This is a genomic window from uncultured Duncaniella sp., assembly GCF_910577345.1.
In the GTDB taxonomy this organism is placed as follows: domain Bacteria; phylum Bacteroidota; class Bacteroidia; order Bacteroidales; family Muribaculaceae; genus Duncaniella.
The window spans coordinates 76191-101654 of record NZ_CAJTMT010000009.1 but is presented as its reverse complement, the minus strand read 5'-3'; the positions used below and the strand labels follow the sequence as shown (position 1 = coordinate 101654).

Sequence of the window (25464 nt, the reverse complement as noted above, 5' to 3'; positions counted from 1 at the left end):
ATGACTATTGTTTTTGTTATTGTATTACACGACTGATTATATCTTTCTCAGTAATTCCATTTTTAACTGCATCAAGTAAAAAGTCTGCAATTCCATCTATGTTTTCATCTGCAAATTCCATTTTAGCAATATACTTCTTTAATAGAGCCTCCTCCGAAGCATCAACCTCACCATCCGCATAAGCAATCTGCACCATATTGAAAAGGAATCTTATTTTCCCCTCAAGTGTTGATGGAACCAAAAACGAAGAACCCGCATTTTTAATGGTATCAATGATTTCAGATTGAGTTAAACCATATTGTTCAATACCAATTTTATACAGTGTCTCCAATTCCCGCGCATCAATAACGCCATCGGCAAGCACCATACAATACAAACTCAAAAACTGAGATTTTAAAATTGCATCCATTATTGAATAAAACTCTCATCCTCCTTTGAGACTTTACGAATAGACATAAAAAAGGTGTGAGGAATGTATCTTGCTTTATCCAAATCTCAGGTCTTGGCGAAACCTTTGTAGCAGATAAAGCAATAGCCCCACACCGATATGACGATATAGCCTACCAGTCACGATAGAGTATATGCAATCAGTGCAGGTGCTACTGCCAATCTTATCTTCGCTACAATTCAAACCGCCAAGTTCGAGATTTGAAGATAAAATTTCAATAACACCTTTTTATTAAAATGTGATGAACGCAACCGTCTGTGCGTCTCTACGCTGCGGTTGACTGATTCATCGCAAAGGTAATAAAAATATTTGTTATTAGTGGGGCTAATAACATGACAAAATTTCAAGCTTTGCAAATTTTATTCCAACGAATTTCAACTAAATCTGAAAATCCGGTTGATATGCGATGAATAAGAATTTCCATTGTCCGCCCTCTAATGCAAAATTCAGTTCATCCGTTCACACAAAAGCCGGCCTCGCCATCAACCGCGGGGGGGTTGATGATGAGGCCGGCTTTGAGCGGCAAACGAGGCTCGAACTCGCGACCCTCAGCTTGGGAAGCTGATGCTCTACCAACTGAGCTACTGCCGCATAAATCCCAATAACTTTTGTGGATGCAAATTTAGATGTTTTTTCTGTCACTTGAAAATTATTTCACACTTTTTTCACCAACTTTAATCCGCGATTTCCGCGAAATGGCTACCTTTGCTCCTATAATGAACCGAAGACATTTCTGCAAAATAGCATCCCTCGCCGCAGGGGCAATCGGGCTTAACGCTTTTCCTGCCGCAGCTTTGAGCACACAACGTGCCGCGACATCCTCGCCGTCCGCCACGGCCCCGGGGCGCATATCCCGGCCTTGCCGCGTCAGTGTCCTAAGGCGCGAGTGTCACCTCGACCTCCAGTCGCTCTATCTTGACGATCCCGACACCGGACCATGCACGGCGTTCAAATCAGGCGACGTGTTCACCTTCGCCGCCGATGCCGGACGTCCCGACGGGTTCTGTCCGCGCCTGTGGGACCTCATTGTCGCCACCGCATCCCAATCTTCATGCGCGAAAGCCCTCTCCGAGACCACCTCAATCATCTCCTGCCCCGACGGAACACGCCCGGTGATTGTCCGCATCGACCTGCTCTGACCCGGCAACTTTTCACCCCCCCACTCTTACATACGCAAACTTTCAACTTCAAAACCCAATATGAAAAAATCATTCATTCTCTCCGCAGCCGCCGCAGCCACAATGCTCCTTTCGGCCTCCTGCTCAAACTCAGAGTGCGGCAACGCTGCCGCAAGCGCATCCAACACCGATGCCGTAATCGAAAATATCATGACCCGCTCAAGTGTCCGCGACTACACCGACGCACCCGTATCGGAAGCCACTATCGACACCCTACTGCGCGCAGGCATGGCCGCACCGACCGCCGGCAACAAGCAACCGTGGAAATTCATTGTCATCAACCAGCGCAACCTCCTTGACAGCCTCGCGCAAGGCAACTGGCGTCCGGCCGCAAAGGCCCAGGCAGCCATCGTGGTCTGCGGCGACACGACCAACACCTTCCCCGGTGAAGGCAAGGACTATTGGGTGCAGGATTGCTCGGCAGCGACCGAAAACATCCTTCTCGCCGCCCATGCCGTAGGGCTCGGAGCCGTATGGTGTGGATGCTACCCCATCAGCGAACGCGTCGACCTCGTCAAGAACCTCTTCGAAATCCCCGATTCCATCGTCCCGATGAGCATCGTCATGCTCGGTTACCCCAACGGCCCGCAGCAACCGAAGGACAAGTATAAGGCAGACAACATCCACATCAACAAGTGGTAAGGCTTCCCCACCCGTCAGCCTGACCATAACACATACGAAAAAGCCCTGAAGGGGTGTGTCGTTAAAGCTCTTTGATACAAACGTAGAATGGCCCGCAAGACCATATACACTTCTGTATCAATTAAGCAAATATGGCACAACCCCTTAGGTTTTTCGGGAAATATTTACTACTTTTGCAAAAATTTTAGCCAACATACCTACAACTTATAAAATACCGTCTCGAAATGTCAAAGAGATTCCCTGAATACAACGGCCTTAAGCTGCCGGAAATCAATGATTCCATCCTTGAAAAGTGGGGAAATGAAGATGTGTTTGCCCGCACAATGTCTGAACGCGAAGGTTGCCCCTCGTTCGTATTTTTCGAAGGTCCTCCCTCCGCCAATGGCAAACCCGGCATTCACCACGTCCTGGCCCGCACCATCAAGGACATTTTCTGCCGCTACAAGACCATGCAGGGCTATCAGGTGAAACGCAAGGCCGGTTGGGACACCCACGGTCTCCCCGTCGAACTTGGCGTTGAAAAGAATCTCGGCATCACCAAGGAGGACATCGGCAAGAAAATCTCTGTCGATGACTACAACGCCGCCTGCCGCCGCGAGGTGATGAAGTATACCGGCGAATGGGAAGACCTCACCCGCCGCATGGGCTACTGGGTCGACATGCCCAACGCCTATATCACATACGACAACCGCTACATCGAGACCGTATGGTGGCTCCTCGGTCAGCTCTACGAGAAAGGCTATCTCTACAAGGGCTACACCATCCAGCCCTACTCCCCCGCAGCCGGAACAGGCCTCAGCTCCCACGAGCTAAACCAGCCCGGATGTTACCGCGACGTGAAGGACACCACTTGCGTCGCCCAGTTCCGCATCCTCGACAATGAGAATCCCTCGCTCGCTCCCTACCGCGAACTCCTCTTCAAGTGGGGAACTCCCTACTTCCTCGCATGGACCACTACTCCGTGGACCCTTCCCTCCAACACCGCACTTGCCGTAGGCCCGGACATCACCTACAACATCGTCCGCACCTACAATCCATATTCCGGCAAACCCATCACAGTTGTCGCAGCCGACGCTCTCATGGGTTCGCTCTTCAATGCCAAAGCCAAGGAACTCCCCCTCGACAGCTACTCGAAGGGCGACAAGCTCATCCCCTACGAAGTCGTCGCTCAGGTCAAGGGTCTTGACCTCGTCGGCATCGACTACGAGCAGCTTCTCCCCTGGGTCAATCCCGGCGAAGGTGCATTCCGCGTAATCCCCGGCGACTATGTCACAACCGAGGACGGTACAGGTATCGTCCACATCGCCGGAACCTTCGGCGCTGACGACCTCCGTGTGTCGCGTCAGAACGGCATTCCTCCGCTTCACCTTACTGACCGCGACGGCAACATCCGTCCGATGGTCGACCTCACAGGCCGCTTCTACCTCCTCTCCGACCTCGACCCAAAATTCGTCGAGGAGATGGTCGATGTCGAAGCCTACAAACCCTGGGAAGGTCAGTATGTCAAGAACGCCTACGACCCCGAAGCAACCGAGCAGACCGAGACTCTCGACGTGAAAATCTGCATGGAACTCAAGGCTACCGACAAGGTGTTCAAAATCGAGAAGCACACCCACAACTATCCCCACTGCTGGCGTACGGACAAACCCGTCCTCTACTACCCGCTCGACTCATGGTTCATCAAGACCACAGCCGTGCGCGAACGCCTCATGCAGCTCAACGAAGGCATCAAGTGGAAACCCGCATCGACCGGCAGCGGCCGTTTCGGCAAGTGGCTTGAAAACCTTCAGGACTGGAATCTCTCACGCAGCCGCTACTGGGGTACCCCCCTCCCCATCTGGCGCACAGAGGATGCCAAGGAAGAACTCTGCATCTCATCCGTAGAGCAGCTTTTCAATGAAATCGAACGCGCCGTCGAAGCAGGATTCATGACCGAGAACCCCTACCGCAAGGCAGGTTTCGAACCGGGCAACTTCGACAAGGCCAACTATGAGAAGATTGACCTCCACCGTCCCTACGTCGACGACATCGTCCTCGTCTCACCCTCCGGCAAACCCATGCGCCGCGAGAAAGACCTCATCGACGTTTGGTTCGATTCCGGCTCCATGCCATACGCCCAGATTCACTATCCCTTCGAGAACAAGGAGGCATTTGACAACCGCGAGGTATATCCCGCCGACTTCATCGCCGAAGGTGTCGACCAGACCCGCGGATGGTTCTTCACCCTCCACGCAATCGCCGGCATGGTCTTCGACTCCATCTCCTACAAGACTGTCATCTCCAACGGACTTGTGCTCGACAAGTATGGCAACAAGATGTCCAAGCGCCTCGGCAACGCCGTCGATCCATTCGGTCAGATAAGCCAGTATGGCGCCGACCCCGTGCGTTGGTACATGATTTCCAACTCCGCACCCTGGGACAATCTGAAATACGACGAGAAAGGCGTGCTCGAAACATCGCGCAAGCTCTTCTCCACCTTATATAATACATACAGCTTCTTCGCTCTCTACGCCAACGTCGACAATTTCGACCCGACAGCTCCGCAGGTGCCCGTCAGCGAGCGTCCCGAGATCGACCGCTGGATTCTCTCGCTCCTCAACACCCTCATCAAAGAGGTGACCGCAGCCCTCGACGACTACGAGCCCACCCGCGCAGCCCGTGCAATCGGTGACTTCGTCGGCGACAACCTCTCGAACTGGTATGTACGCCTCAACCGTAAACGTTTCTGGGGTGGCGAAATGACAACCGACAAACTCGCCGCCTATCAGACACTCTATACCTGCCTTGAGACCGTCAGCCGTCTCATGGCTCCCTTCGCGCCCTTCTATGCCGACCGTCTCTACCGCGACCTCACCGGTTCGACAGAGTCAGTCCACCTCGACCGCTTCCCCGAGAGCGACCCGGCCCTCATCGACCCCGAACTCGAAGAACGTCAGAAACTCGCGCAGGACATCACCTCCATGACTCTCGCTCTCCGTCGCAAAGTCAACCTCAAGGTGCGTCAGCCGCTCCAGACCATCATGGTGCCCGTGGCCGATGATGCCCGTCGTGCAGCCCTCGAAGCAATTCAGGAACTGGTGAAGAACGAAATCAACGTCAAAGACCTTAAGATTGTCGGCAACGATGAAGGCATACTCGTCAAGAGCGTCAAGCCCGACTTCAAGAAACTCGGTCCGAAATTCGGAAAGCAGATGAAGGCAGCCGCCGAAATCATCAAGAACCTCGACGCGAAATCAATCGCCACCCTCGAGCGCGACGGCAAACTCACCTTTGATCTCAACGGCACTCCCGCCGAGGTCGAATTGACCGACGTGGAAATCATCTCCGAGGACATCCCCGGCTGGCTCGTGGCCAACGAAGGCAATCTCACCATCGCCCTCGACGTCACCGTCACTCCCGAACTCCGCCGCGAGGGTATCGCCCGTGACATCGTCAACCGCATCCAGAACATCCGCAAATCGCGCGACTACGACATCACCGACCGCATCGCCCTCACCTTCGCTCCCGGCGAAGCAACCGACGACGCTATCCGTGACTTCGCCGACTATATCTCCCGTCAGGTTCTCGCGACCTCACTTGAGATCGCGCCCCTTGCCGACGGCGAGGAGGGTGTCGAGGAACTCAGCATGGACGACATCAACGCGAAAGTCAAAATAACCCTTGCCTGAACCGGACAACCTATATTCAAACACATATTTCATCTACAATTGCCATGAGCGACAAGACCCGTTATTCCGACGAGGAACTCCAGGAATTCAAGGAGCTTATCCTCCAGAAACTCGACAAGGCGCAGAAGGAGTATGACTCCCTCCGCTCACTCATCAACAATACTGATGGCAACGACACTGCCGACACATCGCCCACCTTCAAGATTCTTGAAGAGGGGGCGAGCACCCTCTCGAAAGAGGAGGCCGGCCAGCTCGCACAGCGCCAGAAGAAGTTCATCCAGCATCTGCAGAATGCTCTCATCCGTATCGAGAACAAGACCTACGGCATCTGCTGCGAGACCGGTGAACTGATTCCGAAGGAGCGCCTGCGCGCCGTCCCCCATGCAACCCGCAGCGTCGAAGCCAAAAATTCCCAGAACAAGAAGTAGTCATCCTTCCACATTCAAGGATCTGCCTCACCCACCCAAATCCTACATCAATCCCACTGACTGAAAATGCGTAGCAGAGCTACACTCATCCTGTTTATCGCCCTAATAGTTGTGATTCTTGACCAGGCTTTCAAAATCTGGATCAAGACTCACTTCTATCTTGGCGAAGATCTCAGAATCTTCTCCTGGTTCCATCTCTACTTCATAGAGAACAACGGCATGGCCTTTGGTATGGAACTTGGCAGCAAACTCGTCCTGACACTCTTCCGTATCGTTGCCGTCGGCTTCCTGATATGGTACATGGCCAAGATCTACGCCCTCCGCACCGTCCCGCGCGGCTATCTCGTCTGTCTCGCGTTCGTCACGGCCGGCGCCGCGGGCAATATCTTCGACTGTGTGTTCTACGGGCTGATGTTCAACAACCCCATCCCGCCGCAGGTCGCAACCCTCTTCCCTCCCGATGGCGGTTATGCCCCCGTGTTCCTCGGACGCGTGGTCGACATGCTCTACTTTCCCCTTTTCAGCTTCATCTGGCCATCATGGATGCCCTTTGTCGGCGGACAGCAGTTCCTCTTCTTCCAGCCGATATTCAATCTTGCCGATGCTGCCATCTCCTGTGGCATAATCGTCTTGATACTCTTCTATCACCGCTACATCCTCACTCCCAAGGCCCTCGCAGAGCTGCCTGAACGCTGATTCAGCGTCCTCCCGCTCTTCACCAACACGTTTTCACCATCCCCACATCCTGACCCCACTCCCTATGCGCCGTCTGTTGCCGATTCTCGCCATTCTTCTCATCCTTGCCGCTTGCAGCAAGACTCCAGGCTATGTCATTTCCGAAGGAAAAATGGCAGAGATTATGGCTGACATCCACACCGGCGAGGCGGTGGTCGAAGCCAACAGCTCGTCGTTCCGCAACGATTCCACCAAACAGGCCTTCATCCAGTCAATCTGTTTGCGTCACGGAGTGACCACACAGGAGCTCGACACATCGCTCTACTGGTACGGCAACAATCTGCAGGAATACATCAAGGTCTACGACAAGACTGTCTCCATCCTCGAAGGCCGCATTGCCGAAGCCGAGAAAGCCGGAGGAAAGAGCACCGAACGCATTCAATCAATCAGCCTCGACGGCGACTCTGTCAATCTCTGGCAAGGTCCTGCAACCATACGCAACACCGCCAACAATCCTTCAGACTTCCTGACCTTCACGTTCAACACCGACAGGCACTGGGAACGTGGCGACCGCTACACCATCTCAGCGCGCCCCATCAATCCACGTTCAGCCCTGTTCATGACCATCGCTGTCGCCTATAACGACGGCACTGCTGAATACGTCACACTCACCGAGGGCTCAGAAGGCAAAAAATCCCTCACGCTCGTACTCGACTCCGCAAAGGTCGCAACCTCTGTCTACGGCTCTATCTACTATTCCCCCTCCAAAAACGAAATCTCCTATCTCGACTCCATCTCAGTTGTCCGCACCCGTGGACGCAACGACAACGTAGCCGCCCGCAAAGGCCAGCAAACAGTCAGAACCCGCTAACCCTCCCAAAAAAACATCACGCTAATCTCTCTACTCTATACTTTCCCCTCTATACTCTATACTATCCCCTCTATACTCTATACTATCCCCTCTATACTTATCTAAAGAATGCTCTCTGTTCGCACACACGCCGCCATCTTCGACGGGCAGGTACACCGCAACTGCATCGTCAGCTACTCACCTGACGACGCCTCGGTTCCACCCCGAATCGTCCCTTTCTCCACCGAACTCCACTCAACCACCTCCTACAACGGCATAATAATCTTCGCTCCTGCCGGATTCACACTTCCCCCCGAGCTCGACATGCCCCACGCGACAGCCGCACCCGGAGGCTTCACAGACTTCCTCAACAAGCTTGCCATCGCCACTCCACCCTGCGGTTCGGGCCGTCATTCAATCATTCTCCTTCCACTCTGAACCTTACGCACAATTTTTCACCCCGTGACGGCGTTATTACTACTATATAGACCACACAGAATTATATAGATAATAACCATGCAAGGCTTAAGCCACCGTCATACCCTCATCCTGCTCTTTCTTTCACCACTGCTTGCGCTACTCGGATACGCGCAGGTAAAAATCCACGGCAAAATCACCGACGCCAACGGCGAACCGGTCGAGTTTGCAACCGTCCGCATCGGCGGGACAGCCATCGGCACCACATCCGGACTTGAAGGCGACTACACCCTCTCATGTCCTGCCGCTGACACAATCACCGTCCACTTTTCATGTATAGGCTACCGCGAGGAGACACGCCGTCTGATCGATGCATCAGGCGATGTGACCCTCAACATGCGTCTGCAACTCACCACCGAGATGCTCCAGCAGGTCGAAGTGACCGAACTCAAGAAACAGACAGGCTCCATCGCCACCATCGACGCATCCGAACTCCGCAAGAATCCCGACGCATCGGGAGGCAGTGTCGAATCACTCATCACGACAATGGCCGGTGTGACCGGTTCCAACGAAATGTCGTCGCAATACTCCGTGCGCGGTGGTTCCTACGATGAAAATTCAGTCTACATCAACGGTATCGAGGTCTACCGTCCTCTTCTCATCACCTCCGGACAGCAGGAGGGACTTAGCGTCATCAATCCCGACCTCGTCGGAGCCATAGGCTTCTCGACAGGAGGTTTCCCCGCAGAGTATGGCGACAAGATGTCGTCGGTCCTCGACATCACCTACCGCCAACCCGAATCATTCGAAGGCTCACTCTCCGCGAGCCTCATGGGCGCCTCCCTGTCCATCGGACAAGGCTCGAAAAAGTTCTCCCAACTCCACGGAATTCGCTACAAGCGCAATTCCTCACTCCTCAGCTCGATGGATACCAAGGGCGAGTATGACCCGACATTTTTTGACTACCAGACCAACATCAACTGGCAACTGACACCTAAATTCAAGCTCTCACTCCTCGGCAACATCTCCGTCAACCACTACAAATTCACACCACAGAACCGCACGACAACCTTCGGCACAACAGCCGATGCCAAGCAATTCACCGTCTACTTCGACGGTCATGAGAAAGACCGCTTCGAGACCTATTTCGGAGCCATCTCTCTCGACTACCGCCTCAGCCGTTCCACCAATCTTCAGTTCCTCGGCTCCGCATATCTGACCGACGAGCTGGTGGCCTACGACATCTCAGGTGAATACTGGCTCGACCAGGCCGGCACTTCCAACATCGGAGGCGAGCTCGGCGTAGGCCGCTACCACGAACATGCGCGCAACCGCCTCAAAGCTTCGGTACTTTCCCTTGCACTCAAAGGGGAGACCGCAATCAATCCACGCCATACTCTGACCTACGGGCTCAATATCCAAGGCGAAAACATCATGGACCGCAGCCGCGAATGGGAACTGCGTGACTCCGCAGGCTTCTCCCTCCCCTCCGACGGCGTAAACCTGCGCATGGTCTACAATCTCGCCTCGCACCACGACCTCTCTTCGACCCGCTTCTCGGCTTTCGCGCAGGACGCATGGAAAATCAACACCGCTGCGGGATTCCTAACCCTCAACGCGGGTCTTCGTCTGAGCTACTGGAGCTTCAACAAGGAGCTCCTCCTCAGTCCGCGCGTCACAGTCGGCTTCATCCCCGAGAAATCACCCTCGTGGGCCTTCCGCTTCGCCACCGGCCTCTACTATCAAAGCCCATTCTATAAAGAATACCGTGTGCCGGTGAGCGACGACAAAGGCAATCAGACCATCGAGCTGAACACCGATATCAAATCGCAGCGCAGTTTCCACATCATCGCCGGAACCGACTACACCTTCCGCGCCCTCAACCGCCCATTCAAACTATCCGGCGAGCTGTACTACAAAGCCCTCTCTGACCTTGTCCCCTACGAAATCGACAACCTTAAAATCGTCTACTCCGGTCTCAACGAAAGCTCCGGCTACGCAACCGGTCTCGACCTTAAACTCTTCGGTCAATTCGTCCCCGGAAGCGATTCATGGATAAGCTTCTCACTGATGAAGACCAGCGAGACCCTCCACGGAGTTAAGGTCCCGCGCCCCACCGACCGCAGCTATAGCCTCGGCCTCTTCTTCACCGACTACTTCCCGAAATTCCCGAAACTCAAATTCGCCCTCCGCGGCATCTTCATGGACGGTCTCCCCTCGACTGCCCCACGCTCGTCGCGCGACAAAAGCTACTTCCGTATGCCCCCCTACAAGCGTGTGGACATAGGTCTCTCCTACGCCCTCCTCTCCCCGCTCAAAGAGAGTGAGAGCCGCTACGGCTTTGCCCGTCACTTCAAGAGCGTATGGCTCGGTGTCGACGTGTTCAACCTCCTCGACATTGCCAACGTAGCCTCCTACTATTGGGTCACCGATGTCAACGACATCCAATACGCCGTCCCCAACTACCTCACCCGCCGCCAACTCAACCTCCGCCTGACCATCGACTTCTAAAAACAGCCATCCTCATCCCCTGTCCCCCTATTAGGCCTATTAGCCTTATTCGCCCTATTTGCCTTATTTGGCTTATTTGGCCTATTTGGCCTATTTGTCCTATTTGCCTTATCTCCCCCCAAAGCCCCCTCCATGACCTCACTACCCCGCCTGCTCATAGCCATCACAACCATCCTCCTTCTCAACACTAACCTTTTCGCCTCAACTGACGAAACCGAGGCATGGATCGAACACATCGATTCCTACGTCAACTCCAACCCCGACAGCGCCATCATCCTCTGCAACGAAGCCCTCGCCACACCGCGCGCCGACGACAAATCAATCCGCACCGCCCTGCTGACCATCCGTGGCAACGCTTACTTCACCCTCGGCAACTACTCAACCGCCATAACCGACTTCTCCGCTGCCGTCAGCCAGGCCCGTGAAACCGCCGACACAATTGCAATAGTCAACTCCCTCTCCGACCTCGGTGTGGCCTATCGCCTCAACCAGCAACCCGATTCAGCCATCGTCTGCTACAACAATGCACTCGCCCTGCTCGAAGGCCACGATTCTCCCGACCTTGAGGCAAGCATCCTCACATCCATCGCCATACTCTTCGGCAACACCCGACGTCTCGACGACGCCATCCCCTTCGGCCGCAAAGCCGTCGAGAAGGCCATGCTGACCGACGACATCGAGACGCAAATCTATGCCGCTTCAACCCTCGGTTCCATCCTCTTTCTGAACGGAAACCATTCCGAAGGTCTCGCCACGCAGCGGGCCATAATGGATGTGGCAGAGAAGAGAGGCATCCCTCGCTACATACTCAAAACATACGCCTCCCTCATAGCGATGCACAACCGCCTTGAAAACCCCGACTCCGTCCGTTTCTACATCCATCGTGGCGAAGCCCTCCTGCCGAAAGTCCCCGAAGCCTCCGTCGAATCTGTCGGATTCATGGAGCAAAGCTCCGTAATCCTCACCGACATGGGCCGCTACCGCGAAAGCCTCGACATGCAATTCCGCATATTAGGCATGAAGGATTCGCGCCCGTTCATGCCAGAAGACCTCCTGTGGCAGCGCATTGCGTTGAACTACAAAGGTCTCGGCGACATCGAAAAGATGGACGATGCCTACAACCGAGCCATAGCTATCGCCGACAGTATCCACGGTTCCGACATCGACAGCCAGCTATCAGAATTCAACGTCCGCTACCACACGGCTGAAAAAGAGCTCGAAATCTCACGGCTCCAGACCGAAAAAGCCCGTCAGCAGACCATCATTGCAGTCATTGCGGCTCTTATTGTCATTGCCGGTCTTCTTTTAGCACTCTGGCTCCGCTCACGCCGACGCAAGATCGAACTCGCCAACATCCGTGCGCAGCTCGACGGCATTGAGCAGGAACGCGGACGCCTTGCCCATGAGCTGCACGACGGCGTGTGCAACGACCTCCTTGGTATCGAACTCCTCTTCGCCTCCCCGCGCACCGACCGTGACGAACTCACCTCAATGCTCCACAATGTCCGCGATGAAGTCCGCGCTATTTCCCACGAGCTCCTCCCGCCGAAATTCAACGGACTCACTATCGTCCAGCTCCTTACAGCCTACGCCCAGAAAAGCGACGGCACCGTCACATTCCTCCCTCCATCAACTCCCATTGACCTCTCCCCGTCAGACTCGATCCACCTCTACCGCATCGTCCAGGAATGGACAGGCAACCTCCGCCGCCACAGCGATGCAACCGCCATCACCATCTCCCTGACCGCCTCTCGTGGAGAAACAACCCTTGAAATAACCGACAACGGCTCCCCCTTCGACCCCTCCGCAACCGAAAGCCAAGGCCTCGGTCTCGACAATCTCAACCGCCGCGTGAAAGCCCTCCGAGGCTCATGGACCTGTCAGCGCGAAGCCAATTTCAACGTAATGCGTGTGAAAATTTTTGACTAAAAAACGCCCCTCCTCACGGATTTCCGTGATTTATATATCATTGCATTTACCTAACTTTGTCAGACAAAATATTTTCACAGCTAACGATGGCTATACCTGATCTTAAAATACTCCTTATTGATGACCATGAGATTGTGCTTCGTGGAATGCGCCATCTCATCGAGGATGTTTTTGGATCTGACTGTCGTGTTGACACGGCCATGACCGCAAAAGATGCCATGACGCTCGTCACCACACGCCAATACGACCTCTGCCTTCTCGATGTGGAACTCCCCGACACCCGTGGCATAACCCTCCTCCACAAAATAAGGCAGAAATCCCCCGGTATTAAAATCATCGTCAATACAATCCACGAAGAACTGTGGATCATGAAAGATTTCTTCGACGCAGCCGTTGAGGGAATCCTCTTTAAAGATGTGCTCTCTTCCGAGATAGCCACTGCAATCACGCGTGTGGCCGACGGTGAGACATACTTCTGCAAACGTGCCGAACAGTTGCGCCGTGTGCTCGAAACCTGCGAGATGCCGACACCCAAAGAGCTCGAAGTCCTCCGACTCATAGCATCCGGCAAACGGACCGACGACATCGCAGCCCTCATGGGACTCACTACCAACACCATCGAGACCCACCGCCGTCACCTCCTCAGCAAACTCCACGCCCGCAACTCAGCCGAACTGGTCCTCAACGCCGTTAACTACGGCCTCCTTCCCACCTCCCGCTTCTGACCGCTCCACCCATCCCTACCACCACACCACCACGAACTGCCCCTTTAATTAAGATATACTTTAATATAGGATATACCTCGATATACTCTAATCTTCATATATCCTTATAAGTATACCCCCGTCTTAAAAAACACCCCTTATTAAGCCCCCTACTTATTAAGTAAGATACACCTATACCTTAATATAATATATAATTAATAATATAATATATAATTAATCTTAAATATATAATTAATCTGACATTAAATATATACTCTCCACACTTCCTGACTCCTTCCTTTTTACAACCATCTTATCTTAATCACTCTTGACACACTCCACAACACCTCTCTCCAACTTCCCCACCTCTTACAGTTGACTTTAACTCCTCATAGCTTACAGTTGACTTTAATTCAAGATTTTCTTCCGCAAAGATACAACACCTATCAAACCGGAAGAAAATCTTTTTTTCACTCACAACTCAAAACCCACAACCAAAAACTCAAAACCCACAACTCAAAACTAAAAACTAAAAAACTCACAACTCCCACCTCAAAAAACCAAAAAATCTTTGCTATCTAAAATAAAATCACTACCTTTGCAGCCGAAAAAGTGTGCCCGGATTCATCCGGGACTAATCAAACACCAATCAAATAATCATTTAAAGTAAAATGAATCACTACGAAACCGTTTTCATTTTAACTCCCGTTTTGTCTGACCAGCAGATGAAGGAAGCGGTAGAAAAATTCGAGAAGGTGCTCACCGACAACGGCGCATCAATCGTAAACGAAGAGGTCTGGGGCCTTCGCAAGCTCGCTTATCCCATTCAGAAGAAATCTACCGGCTTCTACTCACTCGTGGAGTTTGATGGTGACCCCACCATCGTGAAGAAACTCGAGACTGCATTCCGCCGCGACGAACGCGTACTCCGCTTCCTCGTATTCCGTCTCGACAAGTATGCTGCAGAATATGCAGAAAAGCGTCGCAGCAACCGCGCTAAAGTAACAACCACAGTCACTGAAGAAGTAAAGGAGAACTAAATCATGGCACAAGCATCTGAAATCCGCTACCTCACTCCCCTGTCGGTAGACGTTAAGAAGAAAAAATATTGCCGTTTCAAGAGAAGCGGTATCAAATACATCGACTACAAGGATCCCGAATTCCTCAAGAAGTTCCTCAACGAACAGGGCAAGATCCTTCCCCGTCGCATCACCGGAACTTCTCTCAAGTTCCAGCGTCGTGTCGCTCAGGCCGTTAAGCGTGCCCGTCACCTCGCACTCCTCCCCTACGTTACCGACTTGATGAAATAACTTTAAAAGCTATCCGCAATTATGAAGATCATTCTCAAAGAAGACATCGCCAAACTCGGCTACAAAGACGATGTAGTCGAAGTGAAGAACGGATATGGTCGCAACTACCTTATCCCCACTGGCAAAGCAGTGATTGCCACCGAGTCAGCTCTTAAAGTTCTCGCTGAAAACCAGCGTCAGCGTGCCCACAAGCTCGCCCGCATCAAGGCTGATGCCGAAGCTGCTGCTGAAGCACTCAAGGATGTTAAGCTCACTATCGGAGCAAAGACTTCCTCTACCGGCACTATCTTCGGTTCTGTTAACGCAATCCAGATTGCAGAAGCCCTCGAAAAGCTCGGCCACAACGTGGACCGCAAGCTCATCACCCTCGACCCCGTCAAGGAAGTGGGCAACTACACTGCAACCATCAACCTCCACCGCGACGTCAAGGTGGAAATCCCCTTCGAAGTCGTTTCGGAATAATTTTATATCCGATTCACAATATTCGGCAGACGACCTGTATTTTCGGGTCGTCTGTTTGTTTTTATCGACCTTTCGGCAAACACATTTTAACAAATGAGCTTTTTGCTCCCGTTTATCGGCGAAAGCTACCCATAAGTAGAAATCTGCCCTGACCCCATTAAACTTTTGCCTACCTTTACGGTCACAAACGAGTAATCTGTTAATAACACTCACGCTCAAGATTGAAAAAAGCATGACACGTTTCATCCGTTCCGTTTCCATTTTCACACTTCTAATTCTCACATTCTGCTCCGCTGCCCTCAGTGCCGCCAACATCACCGGCATTGTCAAGGACATGGATTCAGGCGAACCTCTGATGGAGGCAGCCGTCAAGCTCGTCACCGCCAAGGACAGTACCTTCGTCGCCGGTGTGACAACCGACATCGACGGCAAATTCACCCTCTCCAACATCAAGGCAGGAAAGTATGTGCTGACCGTAAGCTACATCGGCTATGCCGACCTCGAAAAGCCGGTCACCGTCGCCAACTCCAACGTGCGCCTCGGTGAGCTCCGCCTCAAAGAAGCCTCCCACGTCCTCGGTGAAGTAAGCGTAGTCGCTGTCAAGACCCCCATCAAGGTCATGGAGGACACCGTTGAATACAATGCCGACTCCTACCACACTCAGCCAAACGCCGTGGTCGAGGACCTTCTAAAACGCCTCCCCGGTGTTGAAGTCGGAACCGACGGCGCCATCACCGCCAACGGCAAGACTGTCTCCAAAATCCTCATCGACGGTAAGGAATTCTTCAGCGATGACCCTCAGGTGGCCTCCAAAAATCTTCCCGCCAACATGGTCGACAAACTGCAGGTTGTTGACCGCAAGAGCGACATGGCACGTCTGACAGGCGTGGACGACGGCGAAGACGAAACCGTCATCAACCTCACCTTCAAGAAAGGCATGAACCAGGGATGGTTCGGCACAGCCGAAGCCGGTTATGGTACAGATGACCGCTACATGGGCTCGTTCAACGTCAACCGCTTCTGGGACGGCAACCAGGTCACACTCCTCGGAAATTTCAACAACACCAACCAGCTCGGCTTCACCGACAGCAACGGCAACCGCTTCCGTCGTTTCGGCGGCAACCGTGGCATCACCGAATCCCGCGCTCTCGGCCTCAACTTCAACGTTGGCAAAGAGGACATAATCCGCGTCGGCGGCGACATCATGTGGAGCAACACGGATGCCAACTCTACCACACGTCAGGACCGCCAATATCTCTTCGAGGACAACTCGACTTACTCTAAAATCCGTCAGGCCACACGCGACCGTGGCAACAACTTTCGTGGCGACTTCCGCGTCCTCTGGAAACCCGACTCGTTCAACACCCTCGAATTCCGTCCGAACTTCTCGATGAACTTCAACAAGTCGAATAACAGCGAGCTAACCTCATACTACAACTCCGCCATGGAAAAGGTCAGCGACAACACCGCCGTCTCTCACAGCAAAGGTGATTCCTACGAGGCAGGTGCGCGACTGATCTACTCCCACAGCTTCAAACAGCACCGCGGACGTTCATTCTCAATCTCCGGCCAGTACCGCTTCTCAAATGTCAAGGAAAAAGAGACATCCATCAACGACTTCATCCGCTACATCATGGAGGAGGACCCCGACAACACCGGAGATGACTCCGAACTCCTCAACCAGTACACCGACAACCACACTTGGAGCAATCAGGTCATGGGCCAGTTCACATGGACCGAACCCCTCGGCAATGTCGCCAACGGCCACTTCCTGACCTTCGCATACCGCGCGAACTACCGCTGGAACAATGCCGACAAGCTCGTCTATAACATCCCCGAGGACTACGACCTCGACATCTTCCCCCCGGTCGGTGAAGAGCCTGATCCCGACTACTCCAACCGCTACCGCAACAACTACTTCAACCAGAACATCCGTCTTGGCTATAAGAAAGTCGGTGAGAAATCAAATTTTGAGGTAGGTCTCGCCCTCGTCCCCCAGATGTCAAAGTCAATCTATCTTGACAACGCCGACAAAAACATCAGCCGTTGGGTCTGGAACTACGCTCCCTTCCTCCGCTACCGCTACAAGTTCTCCAAGCGCTCATCAATTCAGGCAAACTACCGTGGACAATCCTCACAGCCTTCAATGGCTCAGTTGCAACCTGTCCTCGACATCTCCAACCCGACAAATAAAGTCCAGGGTAACCCGAACCTTGACCCCTCGTTCACCCACAACATCAACATCCGTTTTCAGGATTTCAACATGGAGTCGCAGCGTTCCATCATGTTCATGTTCAATGCACAGGTGGTCCAGAATTCAATCATCTCCAAGACAACATACGACCAATACGGTTCACGCCTCACCGAATACCTCAACGTCAACGGTGTCTGGAACGGTCGACTCATGAATATGTTCTCAATGCCCCTCCGCAACAAACTCTGGAGCATTTCGAACCACATCTTCGCCAACGCCCAGCACAACGTCGGCTTCAACAACGGTACCCGCAACAGTTCGCTATCTTTCACCGTCCGCGAAAGCCCGGGCATCACCTACCGTCCCGATCACTTCGAGATTGAACTTCGCCCTCTCTACTCACTGCAGACCACCCACAACAGTGTGCAGAAGAACGGCAACCAGACCGTACATACCTACGGCGGCCGTTTCGACGGGTCATATTACACTCCCTGGGGTCTGACCATCCAGACCGACATCAACTACTCGGCAACCTCAGGCTACGCTGCCGGATATGACACCCGCACTTGGATGTGGAACGCCACCATCTCCCAGCAGTTCCTCCGCAGCAAGGCTCTCACGCTTGCAGTCAAGGTCTACGACCTCCTCAACCAGCGCAACAACATCCGCCGTAATGTCACCGCAAACTATATCGACGACGTGGAGTACAACTCTCTCAACCGCTACTTCATGGTCACCCTCAGCTATCGCTTCAACTCCTTCGGCAAAGGCAACGAGCCTAACGGTGGCGGCGACTTCATGAGAGGCGGACGCCCCGGCGGTCCCGGTCATGGCCCCGGCGGTCCCGGCGGAGGCCGTGGCCCGAGATAAACATCCCTGATTCCTCTCTCCCTTTTTTCTCCTCTCTCCTCCATTCTCTCCCTTTCTCTCCCCTATCTTCCACTCTCCGTCACATGCTTACGCTCCTTTTCTGACCAGCACCACTATCTGAACCGCCCCCCCTCTCCGCCCACCGGCAAGAGACTCCCGATTACACATATTGCACCACCCAAAAGGGTGTCCGAACCGGACATCCCGGCCCTCCTTACACCATTACGAAGCGGAAACACGCCACAATAATTTAAATATAATCCTACATACATTAAATTTAAATATAATCCTACATACGTTTTTTCTATGTCCATCACTTCCGGCCTCAGGGCTACCCTCATCGCCATTCCGCTGTTAGGGCTAACAGCCCAAGCTGAAGAGACCGACCGTCTCTGGAGCTATTCGGACTGCGTGGAATATGCCCGCGCCAACAACATCACCCTCCGTCAGTCGCTCCTCTCAGAGGAGACTGCCGCCATCTCCCTTGAAAAAGCCAAAGGCCAATGGCAACCATCACTTGATTTCGGAACAAACCAGGGATATTCAAACGCTCCGTGGTCAAACGGAAGCAGCAATGCCTACACAAGTTCCTACAATCTCAACGCCTCATGGACCGTCTGGGACGGAGGCAAACGCGAGAGTGACATCCGCCGCAACAAGACTGACGTGGAGCGTTCGCGCTACGCTACCGACAATGTCATGCGCAACATCCGCACCGAGCTTCTCTCAACCTACATCAACATCCTCTACTGCAAGGAAACCATCTCAATCAACTCGCAACTTGCCGAGGTGAGCCGTGCTCAGGCCGAACGCGCAAAGCAGATGATGGAATCCGGCAAAATCTCGCTTGTAGACTACCAGCAGCTCGAAACCCAGGCCGAACAGGACCGCTACAATGTGGTCTCGGCAACCGCGCAGCTCAACTCAGCCCGTCTGCAGCTCAAAAACCTTCTCGAACTCGGTATCGACAGCGACATCGACATCCTGCCATACAATTTTACAGAAAATGATGTCCTCGCCGATCTTCCGCCGAAAGACGAGAGCTATCAGCTTGCACTCAATACCGACGCACTCATGCGCTACAACGAGCTTTCAACCCAAATGGCCGACGAAGACATCAAGGCAGCCCGTTCATCAGGCTATCCGCAGCTCAGTCTCGGTGCAGGAGTCGGGACAGGCTACTACACCAACTCCTCCGGCAATTGGGGAACCCAGATGAAACAGGGATTCAACGAAAACATAGGCCTCACCGTCTCTGTCCCTATTTTTGACCGCAAGACAACAAAGACCGCCGTGGCCCAGGCGAAAGTCAACAAGCTTTCAAGCCAGCTCGACCTTGAATCGAGGCGCATCGAAGTGGCACAGACACTCGAAAGCTGGTATATCGACATGGAGTCATCCCGTATGCGCTACACAGCAGGACTCCAGAGCCTCAAATCCGCACAGCTCAGCGACGAGCTTGCAAATGAAAAGTTCAAAGTCGGCTATGTCGAACCCACCGAACTTCTCCAGAGCCACTCTGCCCTCGTCGAAGCCCAGCGCGAACTCATCCAAGCCAAATACATGGCTGTCCTCGCCCGCAAAATGGTCGAATTCCTACGCACCGGCACAGTCACACTCTGACAGCGACAGCAATAGCTATTGCAAATGCAAAAATTGCGACAACTCTGATTGCCCTGATTCATTCTGATTACTCTGATAACTTTGATTACTCTGATTCCCTCTGATAACTCTGATAAAAAAATCCCCAACCCAAATGCATAAATTCTTCCTTCTTCCGGCAGCGGTCATGCTTCTCGCAGCCGCCTCATGCAGCAAACCGGACTCCATCCACCTCGTGACAGAAGAAGTCACAAAAGGCTCAATCAGTGAGACAGTGACCGCAACCGGCACTCTCGAATCCGTAACATCCGTTGATGTCGGTACACAGGTCACCGGTATCATCGACAAAATCCTCGTAGACTTCAATTCCGAAGTCAAGAAAGGCGAACTGATTGCTGAAATCGACAAGGTTCTCCTCCAGAGCGAACTCACCTCAGCCGAAGCAAACGTCAACAGCGCAAAGGCGAGCTACGACTACGCCCGCACAAACTACGAGCGCGACAAAGCCCTTCATGAAAAGAAACTCATCTCCGACTATGAGTTTGACACTACACGCCGTGACTACGAAGTCGCGAAAACTACCTACGAAAAATCTGTGGCCGACCGCGTGAAAGCAGCCAAAAACCTCAACTATGCCGAAATCTACTCGCCGATTGACGGCGTAGTCGTATCGCGCGATATAGAAGTCGGTCAGACAGTCGTTTCCAACATGACGGTAGCCAATCTCTTCACCATTGCCGACCTTGACCACATGCGCGTGGTAGCCAACGTTGACGAAGCAGACATAGGCCGTGTGAAAGAGGGTCAGAATGTCACCTTCACAGTTGATGCCTATCCAGATGAAGTCTTCCACGGAACCGTCACCCAGAAGCGCATCAGCCCGACTACCGAGAGCAACGTCGTCACTTACGAGGTTCTTGTCTCAGCCGACAACGAGGAACACAAACTCATACCCGGTCTGACAGCCAACCTCACCATCTACATGCTCAACGAGACCGACGTGACACTTGTCCCCGCCAAGGCTACACGCTTCATCCCCCACGACTATCCCGACGCCAAAAATCTCCCGGCCATTCAGGGAGGAGCGTCCACTCAGGCTTACAACGACCCCTCCGACCCCGACAAGAAGCGCGTGTGGGTTGTCAAGGACAATACCCTTACCCCGGTCTTCATCACTGTCGGCGCATCAGACGGCGTGAACTACAGCGTTGTCTCCGGAATCAATGCCGGAACGAAAGTGGCAGTCGAATATTCTGTAGAAACTCCGGAAGAGGACAATTCTTCACAGGCCGGACAAAGTCCATTCCAACCCAAACGTCCGGGTAAAAAGTAAAGCGCCATGGAAAAACGTGAAATCATTCAGGTTCGCGACCTCCGGCGCAACTTCAAGGTCGGCGGTGAGGTCGTCCATGCTCTGCGCGGTGTCTCCTTCACAATCCGTGAAGGGGAATTCGTCACCATCATGGGCACATCCGGTTCCGGCAAATCCACCCTCCTCAACACACTCGGCTGTCTCGACACCCCGACTTCCGGCGACTATATCCTCGACGGAGTGAGTGTCCGCGACATGAGCAAGAACGACCGTGCGCGTCTGCGCAACCGCAAGATTGGATTCGTGTTCCAGAACTACAATCTTCTGCCCAAGACCTCGGCCATCGAGAACGTTGAACTTCCACTGCTCTACAATTCAAGCGTCTCGGCCAAGGAGCGCCACGAACGTGCGGTCAAGGCTCTCATTGCCGTCGGCCTCGGCGACCGCCTCAACCATAAGAGCAACCAGATGAGCGGCGGACAGCAGCAACGTGTGGCAATAGCCCGCGCGCTCGTCAACGATCCCGTCATCATCCTTGCCGACGAAGCAACAGGTAACCTCGACACGCGCACATCATTCAGCGTGCTTGTCCTCTTTCAGGAACTCTACGCACGCGGACGCACAATCATATTCGTAACCCACAACCCCGAACTGTCGGCCTACTCGTCGCGCAACATCGTGCTCCGCGACGGCAAAATCATCTCCGACACCTACAATGAAGCGCCCGCTTCCGCCCAGGAGATGCTCGACTCACTCCCAGTAAACGACGATTGACAATGAATTTCTTCAACCTGCTCAAAATAGCCCTTCGCGCCCTCAACCGCAACAAACTGAGGGCCGTGCTGACAATGCTCGGTATCATCATCGGTATCGCTGCCGTCATCTGTATGCTCGCCATCGGCCAAGGCTCCAAAGACAGCATCAAGGCCCAGATTTCAGAGATGGGTTCCAACATGATAATGATTCATCCCGGCAACATGCAGCGTGGAGGTGTCCGCCAGAGTTCCGACGACATGCAGACCCTCAAAGTGGCCGACTATGAAGCCCTGCGCGACCGCACCGCCTATCTCTCGGCTGTCAGCCCGGTCGTTTCAAGTTCCGGACAGCTCGTGGTCGGCAACAACAACTGGCCGTCGAGCATCTACGGTGTGACGCCCGAATATCTCGACATACGCAAACTCTCCGTCGAGGATGGCGAGATGTTCACCGAAGCCGACATCAAATCGGCCGCGAAAGTCTGCGTTGTTGGCAAGACTGTTGTCGACAACCTCTTTCCAAACGGTGAGAACCCGATAGGCAAGGTGGTCCGTTTCGGCAAGATACCCTTTACAATAATAGGTGTTCTGAAAAGCAAAGGCACCAACTCTATGGGCATGGACCAGGACGATGTCGTCATAGCTCCCTACACAACTGTGATGAAACGCATCCTCGCGGTTGACTACCTCGGTCAGATCTACGCCTCGGCTCTCTCCGAGGAACTGACACCTGAAGCCACGGAGGAAATCACCGACCTGCTCCGCTCCAACCACCGCCTGACCGGAGACGAGGAAGACAATTTCAGCATCCGTTCGCAGCAGGAACTGAGCGAGATGATGAACTCTACATCCGACATGATGACAGTCCTCCTCACCTGCATCGCCTTCATCTCGCTTCTTGTCGGTGGTATCGGCATCATGAACATGATGTATGTCTCCGTCACCGAACGCACCCGTGAAATCGGTCTGCGCATGAGTATCGGCGCACGCGGCATCGACATCCTCCTCCAGTTCCTCATCGAGGCCATCATTATTTCAGTGACCGGAGGATTGATTGGAGTGATTGTAGGCTGCGGAGCCACATGGCTTGTCACCGTCCTTGCCGGTTGGCCAACATCCATCCTCGCAACCTCCATCATCCTCAGTTTTGCTGTCTGCACCGTCACCGGCATCTTCTTCGGATGGGTACCCGCGATGAAAGCATCCAACCTCGACCCCATCGAAGCAATCCGCTACGAATAAACCCTACCTCTTTTCAGGGAAAGCCATAGCCCAGTCCTGAGAAGGGTACATAAGGACATAAGCCCAGAAGGGACATAGAGATATCAGCATTTTCCATGTGCTTGACCGCCAAAAGGAAGTAGCGGTTGACAGCCTCAGCTCTATTAGCTTCACAATGTAATAAAACGCTTAGGAAAAGAGAAAAGTCCATGTCGCTTGGCATGGACTTTCTTTTTTTGCCCGACTATATCCAATCCAGCAACCAGTAGTGCGATTTCTATTTGTTGGTATCAAGGATTTTATCTAACTTTGCGATCGGATAGAGGCAACTCTGTCCATGACAATTTTGAAAATAAGAAGCGTTATGCTTATCTCTTGAGAATGGAAACCTGAGAAACTTTCATAGAGCAAGAGTGGCATAGTGGTTCTCACGCTACGGCGTGGGCTGCTATTGTTACATCTGCTCACAGGCTTTCTCAGGGCCTCCATTCTTAGACGTGGCATTGCAGTTCCACGCTTCGTGGTTTATAAGTATCTGTAACTTGGAATTGCATACAGAATAACCAACGCCATGCTAATATCAAAAACAAATCTTAGATCACTAATTACCGTTGCACTATCGTTGCTAACGCTGTCAGCATGTAGTCCTACTAAAGAAGAAAAAGCTCAAGAAATGGCTGCAAATTATCTGAAAGGCGTACTGTATCATTTTGATAGCTATGAACCATTACAGACGAAAGTAGATAGCTCATTTGTTTCATTGGCATCAGACAAGGAAGCCATTGACCTCACATTGGATATGCTTAAACTCTTTCAATCGGCTCAGGAGTATGCGGATAAGATTGATAGAGCAGAAAGTTCAATGGAGATATGGTCTCCAAGTGGGTACTCGTCAGCGTATAGCAAAGGCGAATATCGCAGGGCTAAGGAAGAACGAGATAACAATCAACGGCTTTTGGATAAGACTAAAGAACGAATCCAAAATCAATTTTCAAAGATAAAGAGTAGGCAGTCTTATCTGGAGGCCGAGGCTTTATTAAGGATAGGTGATTTTGATGGATGGAAAGTTTATCACAAATTCAAAAGCCTTAATGGAGCGGGGACAGTTAACCTTTTTGGCGAATATGTTTTCTTTTGTGATACTGACTTTAATGAGAGGTCTGCATTTTCAAAAGATGACTATGAGGCAATAAAAAAGGTTATGACAGCCATATCATCATCTAATGATATTTCAGATATGATTGAGAAAGTTCAAGATGAAATCTATTAAGACTCACTAAAATCATGATAATCAAAAAGCGTCCAATAATTACTTGGTTGCTAAATCCTGATACGCCTGGGTTTCAAGATGGGTTAACATTTGCGGCTCCTCGAAATCCAATGAATTACGAAATCTTAAATGATGAACTGAAACATCTGAAAGATATACGGACATTAAGACAGAATTGGGGATTGCCTGAGTTGGTAATGCCATCATTCAAAAGAGTGATGGAGAAAAGTGCGCCTGCTTTCGAAAAAATTATGCCAAGTCTGTTTAAGGAGTTCAGTGAAACTGATGAATGCGGGATTCTAATAATTAACAATAACGAAACCTTAGTATATGGATTTGGAGATAATCAGCTAAACATTTGGTTCTTCAATGAGCAAAATGGGCATAGTATGTTTCATTTCTCAGCCGGATATGAATTTGTGGATGGTCAGCCAAAACTATTGATGACTGACTCGGTTCTCTATGATGACAATTTATTAGCTGGCACAATTCAAAATCGTATAGACGAGATTGGTGTTCGTCTTCGTTTCATTGCCGTTTATTTAGCGGTTAAGAAATATGTGAAGGTTGAAACCATGATTATTCCGCAAGGAACATCCACCGCTATTGACGGAACGCCTCTTGAATATGTTGAGAAGAAGAAAGTTGTAAATCAAACTGGGCAAGAAGTCATAGTAATGGATTCGAAATGGTTTAAGAAAATAATCAACGACAATGACATTCCTGTGAGAGGGTTCTTTCGAATGCAGAACAAGAAAAACACTGAAGGTGAATGGTACAAAGAATTAATCTTTGTTGATCCCTATATTCGCCACGGCTATCATAGAAATGCCATAATTGAAGATTCTGAATCAGTTGAATAATCGTGAATTGATAATCGTATTTCCAAAAGTTAGCATTTGGCTCATTCAAGATATTTTCAGGACTTGTCAATGCAACTCAGAAATTCCCTACTGAGCTAAACTAAGTAATTTCCGAATGGCGTAATTTATGTTCTGCCACCGCACGGATGAAACTG

21 protein-coding genes and 1 tRNA gene are annotated in these 25464 nt (G+C 52.1%); 20 read left to right on the top strand and 2 right to left on the bottom strand.

Features of this window, described 5'->3' with window-relative positions; all coding sequences use genetic code 11:
* Positions 1-16: 16 nt before the first annotated feature.
* Together QZ310_RS06000 and QZ310_RS05995 are read right to left on the bottom strand one after the other, a co-directional pair.
* Positions 17-409, bottom strand: coding sequence for a hypothetical protein (locus QZ310_RS06000; RefSeq protein ID WP_297071420.1), 393 nt, complete (start codon positions 407-409; stop codon positions 17-19).
* A gap of 557 nt (positions 410-966) precedes the next feature.
* Positions 967-1039, bottom strand: a tRNA-Gly gene (locus tag QZ310_RS05995).
* A 125-nt stretch (positions 1040-1164) separates the two neighbouring features.
* Here QZ310_RS05995 and QZ310_RS05990 point away from each other — a divergent pair.
* From QZ310_RS05990 to QZ310_RS05895, 20 genes are all read left to right on the top strand, one after another.
* Positions 1165-1587, top strand: a complete 423-nt coding sequence (locus QZ310_RS05990; protein WP_297071418.1) for a TIGR04076 family protein — start codon at positions 1165-1167, stop codon at positions 1585-1587.
* 60 nt (positions 1588-1647) lie between these two features.
* On the top strand, positions 1648-2268 hold the full coding sequence (locus QZ310_RS05985) for a nitroreductase family protein (RefSeq protein WP_297071416.1): 621 nt from the start codon (positions 1648-1650) through the stop codon (positions 2266-2268).
* Between the two features lie 224 nt (positions 2269-2492).
* Positions 2493-5936: an isoleucine--tRNA ligase gene (gene ileS / locus QZ310_RS05980; RefSeq protein ID WP_297071414.1), complete on the top strand. Its 3444-nt coding sequence runs from the start codon at positions 2493-2495 to the stop codon at positions 5934-5936.
* A gap of 44 nt (positions 5937-5980) precedes the next feature.
* Positions 5981-6364: a TraR/DksA family transcriptional regulator gene (locus QZ310_RS05975; RefSeq protein ID WP_297071412.1), complete on the top strand. Its 384-nt coding sequence runs from the start codon at positions 5981-5983 to the stop codon at positions 6362-6364.
* Positions 6365-6430: 66 nt separating this feature from the next.
* Positions 6431-7060: a lipoprotein signal peptidase gene (locus tag QZ310_RS05970; protein WP_297071410.1), complete on the top strand. Its 630-nt coding sequence runs from the start codon at positions 6431-6433 to the stop codon at positions 7058-7060.
* Positions 7061-7124: 64 nt separating this feature from the next.
* Complete coding sequence (locus tag QZ310_RS05965) at positions 7125-7910, top strand: DUF4296 domain-containing protein (protein WP_297071408.1); 786 nt, start codon at positions 7125-7127, stop codon at positions 7908-7910.
* A 108-nt stretch (positions 7911-8018) separates the two neighbouring features.
* Positions 8019-8327, top strand: a complete 309-nt coding sequence (locus QZ310_RS05960) for a hypothetical protein (protein ID WP_297071407.1) — start codon at positions 8019-8021, stop codon at positions 8325-8327.
* A gap of 78 nt (positions 8328-8405) precedes the next feature.
* A complete protein-coding gene (locus QZ310_RS05955; protein WP_297071405.1) occupies positions 8406-10817 on the top strand; it encodes a TonB-dependent receptor in 2412 nt (803 codons plus the stop codon).
* A 132-nt stretch (positions 10818-10949) separates the two neighbouring features.
* A complete protein-coding gene (locus tag QZ310_RS05950) occupies positions 10950-12746 on the top strand; it encodes a tetratricopeptide repeat-containing sensor histidine kinase (protein ID WP_297071403.1) in 1797 nt (598 codons plus the stop codon).
* An 86-nt stretch (positions 12747-12832) separates the two neighbouring features.
* Entirely contained in the window at positions 12833-13471 is a 639-nt protein-coding gene (locus tag QZ310_RS05945; RefSeq protein ID WP_297071401.1) for a response regulator transcription factor, read from the top strand.
* Between the two features lie 650 nt (positions 13472-14121).
* Positions 14122-14490, top strand: coding sequence for a 30S ribosomal protein S6 (rpsF, locus tag QZ310_RS05940; protein WP_297071399.1), 369 nt, complete (start codon positions 14122-14124; stop codon positions 14488-14490).
* Complete coding sequence (gene rpsR / locus QZ310_RS05935) at positions 14491-14760, top strand: 30S ribosomal protein S18 (protein ID WP_172480316.1); 270 nt, start codon at positions 14491-14493, stop codon at positions 14758-14760.
* A gap of 21 nt (positions 14761-14781) precedes the next feature.
* Positions 14782-15222, top strand: a complete 441-nt coding sequence (rplI, locus tag QZ310_RS05930; RefSeq protein WP_297071397.1) for a 50S ribosomal protein L9 — start codon at positions 14782-14784, stop codon at positions 15220-15222.
* Positions 15223-15454: 232 nt separating this feature from the next.
* Positions 15455-18286: a TonB-dependent receptor gene (locus QZ310_RS05925; protein ID WP_297071395.1), complete on the top strand. Its 2832-nt coding sequence runs from the start codon at positions 15455-15457 to the stop codon at positions 18284-18286.
* A 306-nt stretch (positions 18287-18592) separates the two neighbouring features.
* A complete protein-coding gene (locus tag QZ310_RS05920; RefSeq protein ID WP_297071393.1) occupies positions 18593-19909 on the top strand; it encodes a TolC family protein in 1317 nt (438 codons plus the stop codon).
* Between the two features lie 133 nt (positions 19910-20042).
* The gene (locus tag QZ310_RS05915) at positions 20043-21221 is read left to right on the top strand and encodes an efflux RND transporter periplasmic adaptor subunit (RefSeq protein ID WP_297071391.1); all 1179 of its coding nucleotides are present in this window, start codon (positions 20043-20045) and stop codon (positions 21219-21221) included.
* 6 nt (positions 21222-21227) lie between these two features.
* The gene (locus QZ310_RS05910; protein ID WP_297071389.1) at positions 21228-21974 is read left to right on the top strand and encodes an ABC transporter ATP-binding protein; all 747 of its coding nucleotides are present in this window, start codon (positions 21228-21230) and stop codon (positions 21972-21974) included.
* 2 nt (positions 21975-21976) lie between these two features.
* Positions 21977-23197 (top strand): ABC transporter permease, encoded by a 1221-nt coding sequence (locus tag QZ310_RS05905; protein WP_297071387.1) that lies wholly within the window; start codon positions 21977-21979, stop codon positions 23195-23197.
* A 550-nt stretch (positions 23198-23747) separates the two neighbouring features.
* Positions 23748-24446 carry a hypothetical protein gene (locus QZ310_RS05900; protein WP_297071385.1) on the top strand — a complete coding sequence of 233 codons (699 nt, stop codon included), beginning with the start codon at positions 23748-23750 and terminating at the stop codon, positions 24444-24446.
* A gap of 14 nt (positions 24447-24460) precedes the next feature.
* Complete coding sequence (locus tag QZ310_RS05895; protein ID WP_297071383.1) at positions 24461-25309, top strand: hypothetical protein; 849 nt, start codon at positions 24461-24463, stop codon at positions 25307-25309.
* Positions 25310-25464: the final 155 nt, after the last annotated feature.

Bases quoted from the DNA above. Each gene is read 5' to 3' on its own strand.
- QZ310_RS05915 (WP_297071391.1), top strand. From the start codon at position 20,043: ATGCATAAATTCTTCCTTCTTCCGGCAGCGGTCATGCTTCTCGCAGCC.
- QZ310_RS05970 (WP_297071410.1), top strand. From the start codon at position 6,431: ATGCGTAGCAGAGCTACACTCATCCTGTTTATCGCCCTAATAGTTGTG.
- rpsF (WP_297071399.1), top strand. From the start codon at position 14,122: ATGAATCACTACGAAACCGTTTTCATTTTAACTCCCGTTTTGTCTGAC.
- ileS (WP_297071414.1), top strand. From the start codon at position 2,493: ATGTCAAAGAGATTCCCTGAATACAACGGCCTTAAGCTGCCGGAAATC.
- rplI (WP_297071397.1), top strand. From the start codon at position 14,782: ATGAAGATCATTCTCAAAGAAGACATCGCCAAACTCGGCTACAAAGAC.
- QZ310_RS05945 (WP_297071401.1), top strand. From the start codon at position 12,833: ATGGCTATACCTGATCTTAAAATACTCCTTATTGATGACCATGAGATT.
- QZ310_RS05960 (WP_297071407.1), top strand. From the start codon at position 8,019: ATGCTCTCTGTTCGCACACACGCCGCCATCTTCGACGGGCAGGTACAC.
- QZ310_RS05925 (WP_297071395.1), top strand. From the start codon at position 15,455: ATGACACGTTTCATCCGTTCCGTTTCCATTTTCACACTTCTAATTCTC.
- QZ310_RS05955 (WP_297071405.1), top strand. From the start codon at position 8,406: ATGCAAGGCTTAAGCCACCGTCATACCCTCATCCTGCTCTTTCTTTCA.
- QZ310_RS06000 (WP_297071420.1), bottom strand. From the start codon at position 409: ATGGATGCAATTTTAAAATCTCAGTTTTTGAGTTTGTATTGTATGGTG.
- QZ310_RS05920 (WP_297071393.1), top strand. From the start codon at position 18,593: ATGTCCATCACTTCCGGCCTCAGGGCTACCCTCATCGCCATTCCGCTG.
- QZ310_RS05990 (WP_297071418.1), top strand. From the start codon at position 1,165: ATGAACCGAAGACATTTCTGCAAAATAGCATCCCTCGCCGCAGGGGCA.
- QZ310_RS05910 (WP_297071389.1), top strand. From the start codon at position 21,228: ATGGAAAAACGTGAAATCATTCAGGTTCGCGACCTCCGGCGCAACTTC.
- QZ310_RS05985 (WP_297071416.1), top strand. From the start codon at position 1,648: ATGAAAAAATCATTCATTCTCTCCGCAGCCGCCGCAGCCACAATGCTC.
- QZ310_RS05900 (WP_297071385.1), top strand. From the start codon at position 23,748: ATGCTAATATCAAAAACAAATCTTAGATCACTAATTACCGTTGCACTA.
- QZ310_RS05950 (WP_297071403.1), top strand. From the start codon at position 10,950: ATGACCTCACTACCCCGCCTGCTCATAGCCATCACAACCATCCTCCTT.
- QZ310_RS05975 (WP_297071412.1), top strand. From the start codon at position 5,981: ATGAGCGACAAGACCCGTTATTCCGACGAGGAACTCCAGGAATTCAAG.
- QZ310_RS05895 (WP_297071383.1), top strand. From the start codon at position 24,461: ATGATAATCAAAAAGCGTCCAATAATTACTTGGTTGCTAAATCCTGAT.
- QZ310_RS05905 (WP_297071387.1), top strand. From the start codon at position 21,977: ATGAATTTCTTCAACCTGCTCAAAATAGCCCTTCGCGCCCTCAACCGC.
- QZ310_RS05965 (WP_297071408.1), top strand. From the start codon at position 7,125: ATGCGCCGTCTGTTGCCGATTCTCGCCATTCTTCTCATCCTTGCCGCT.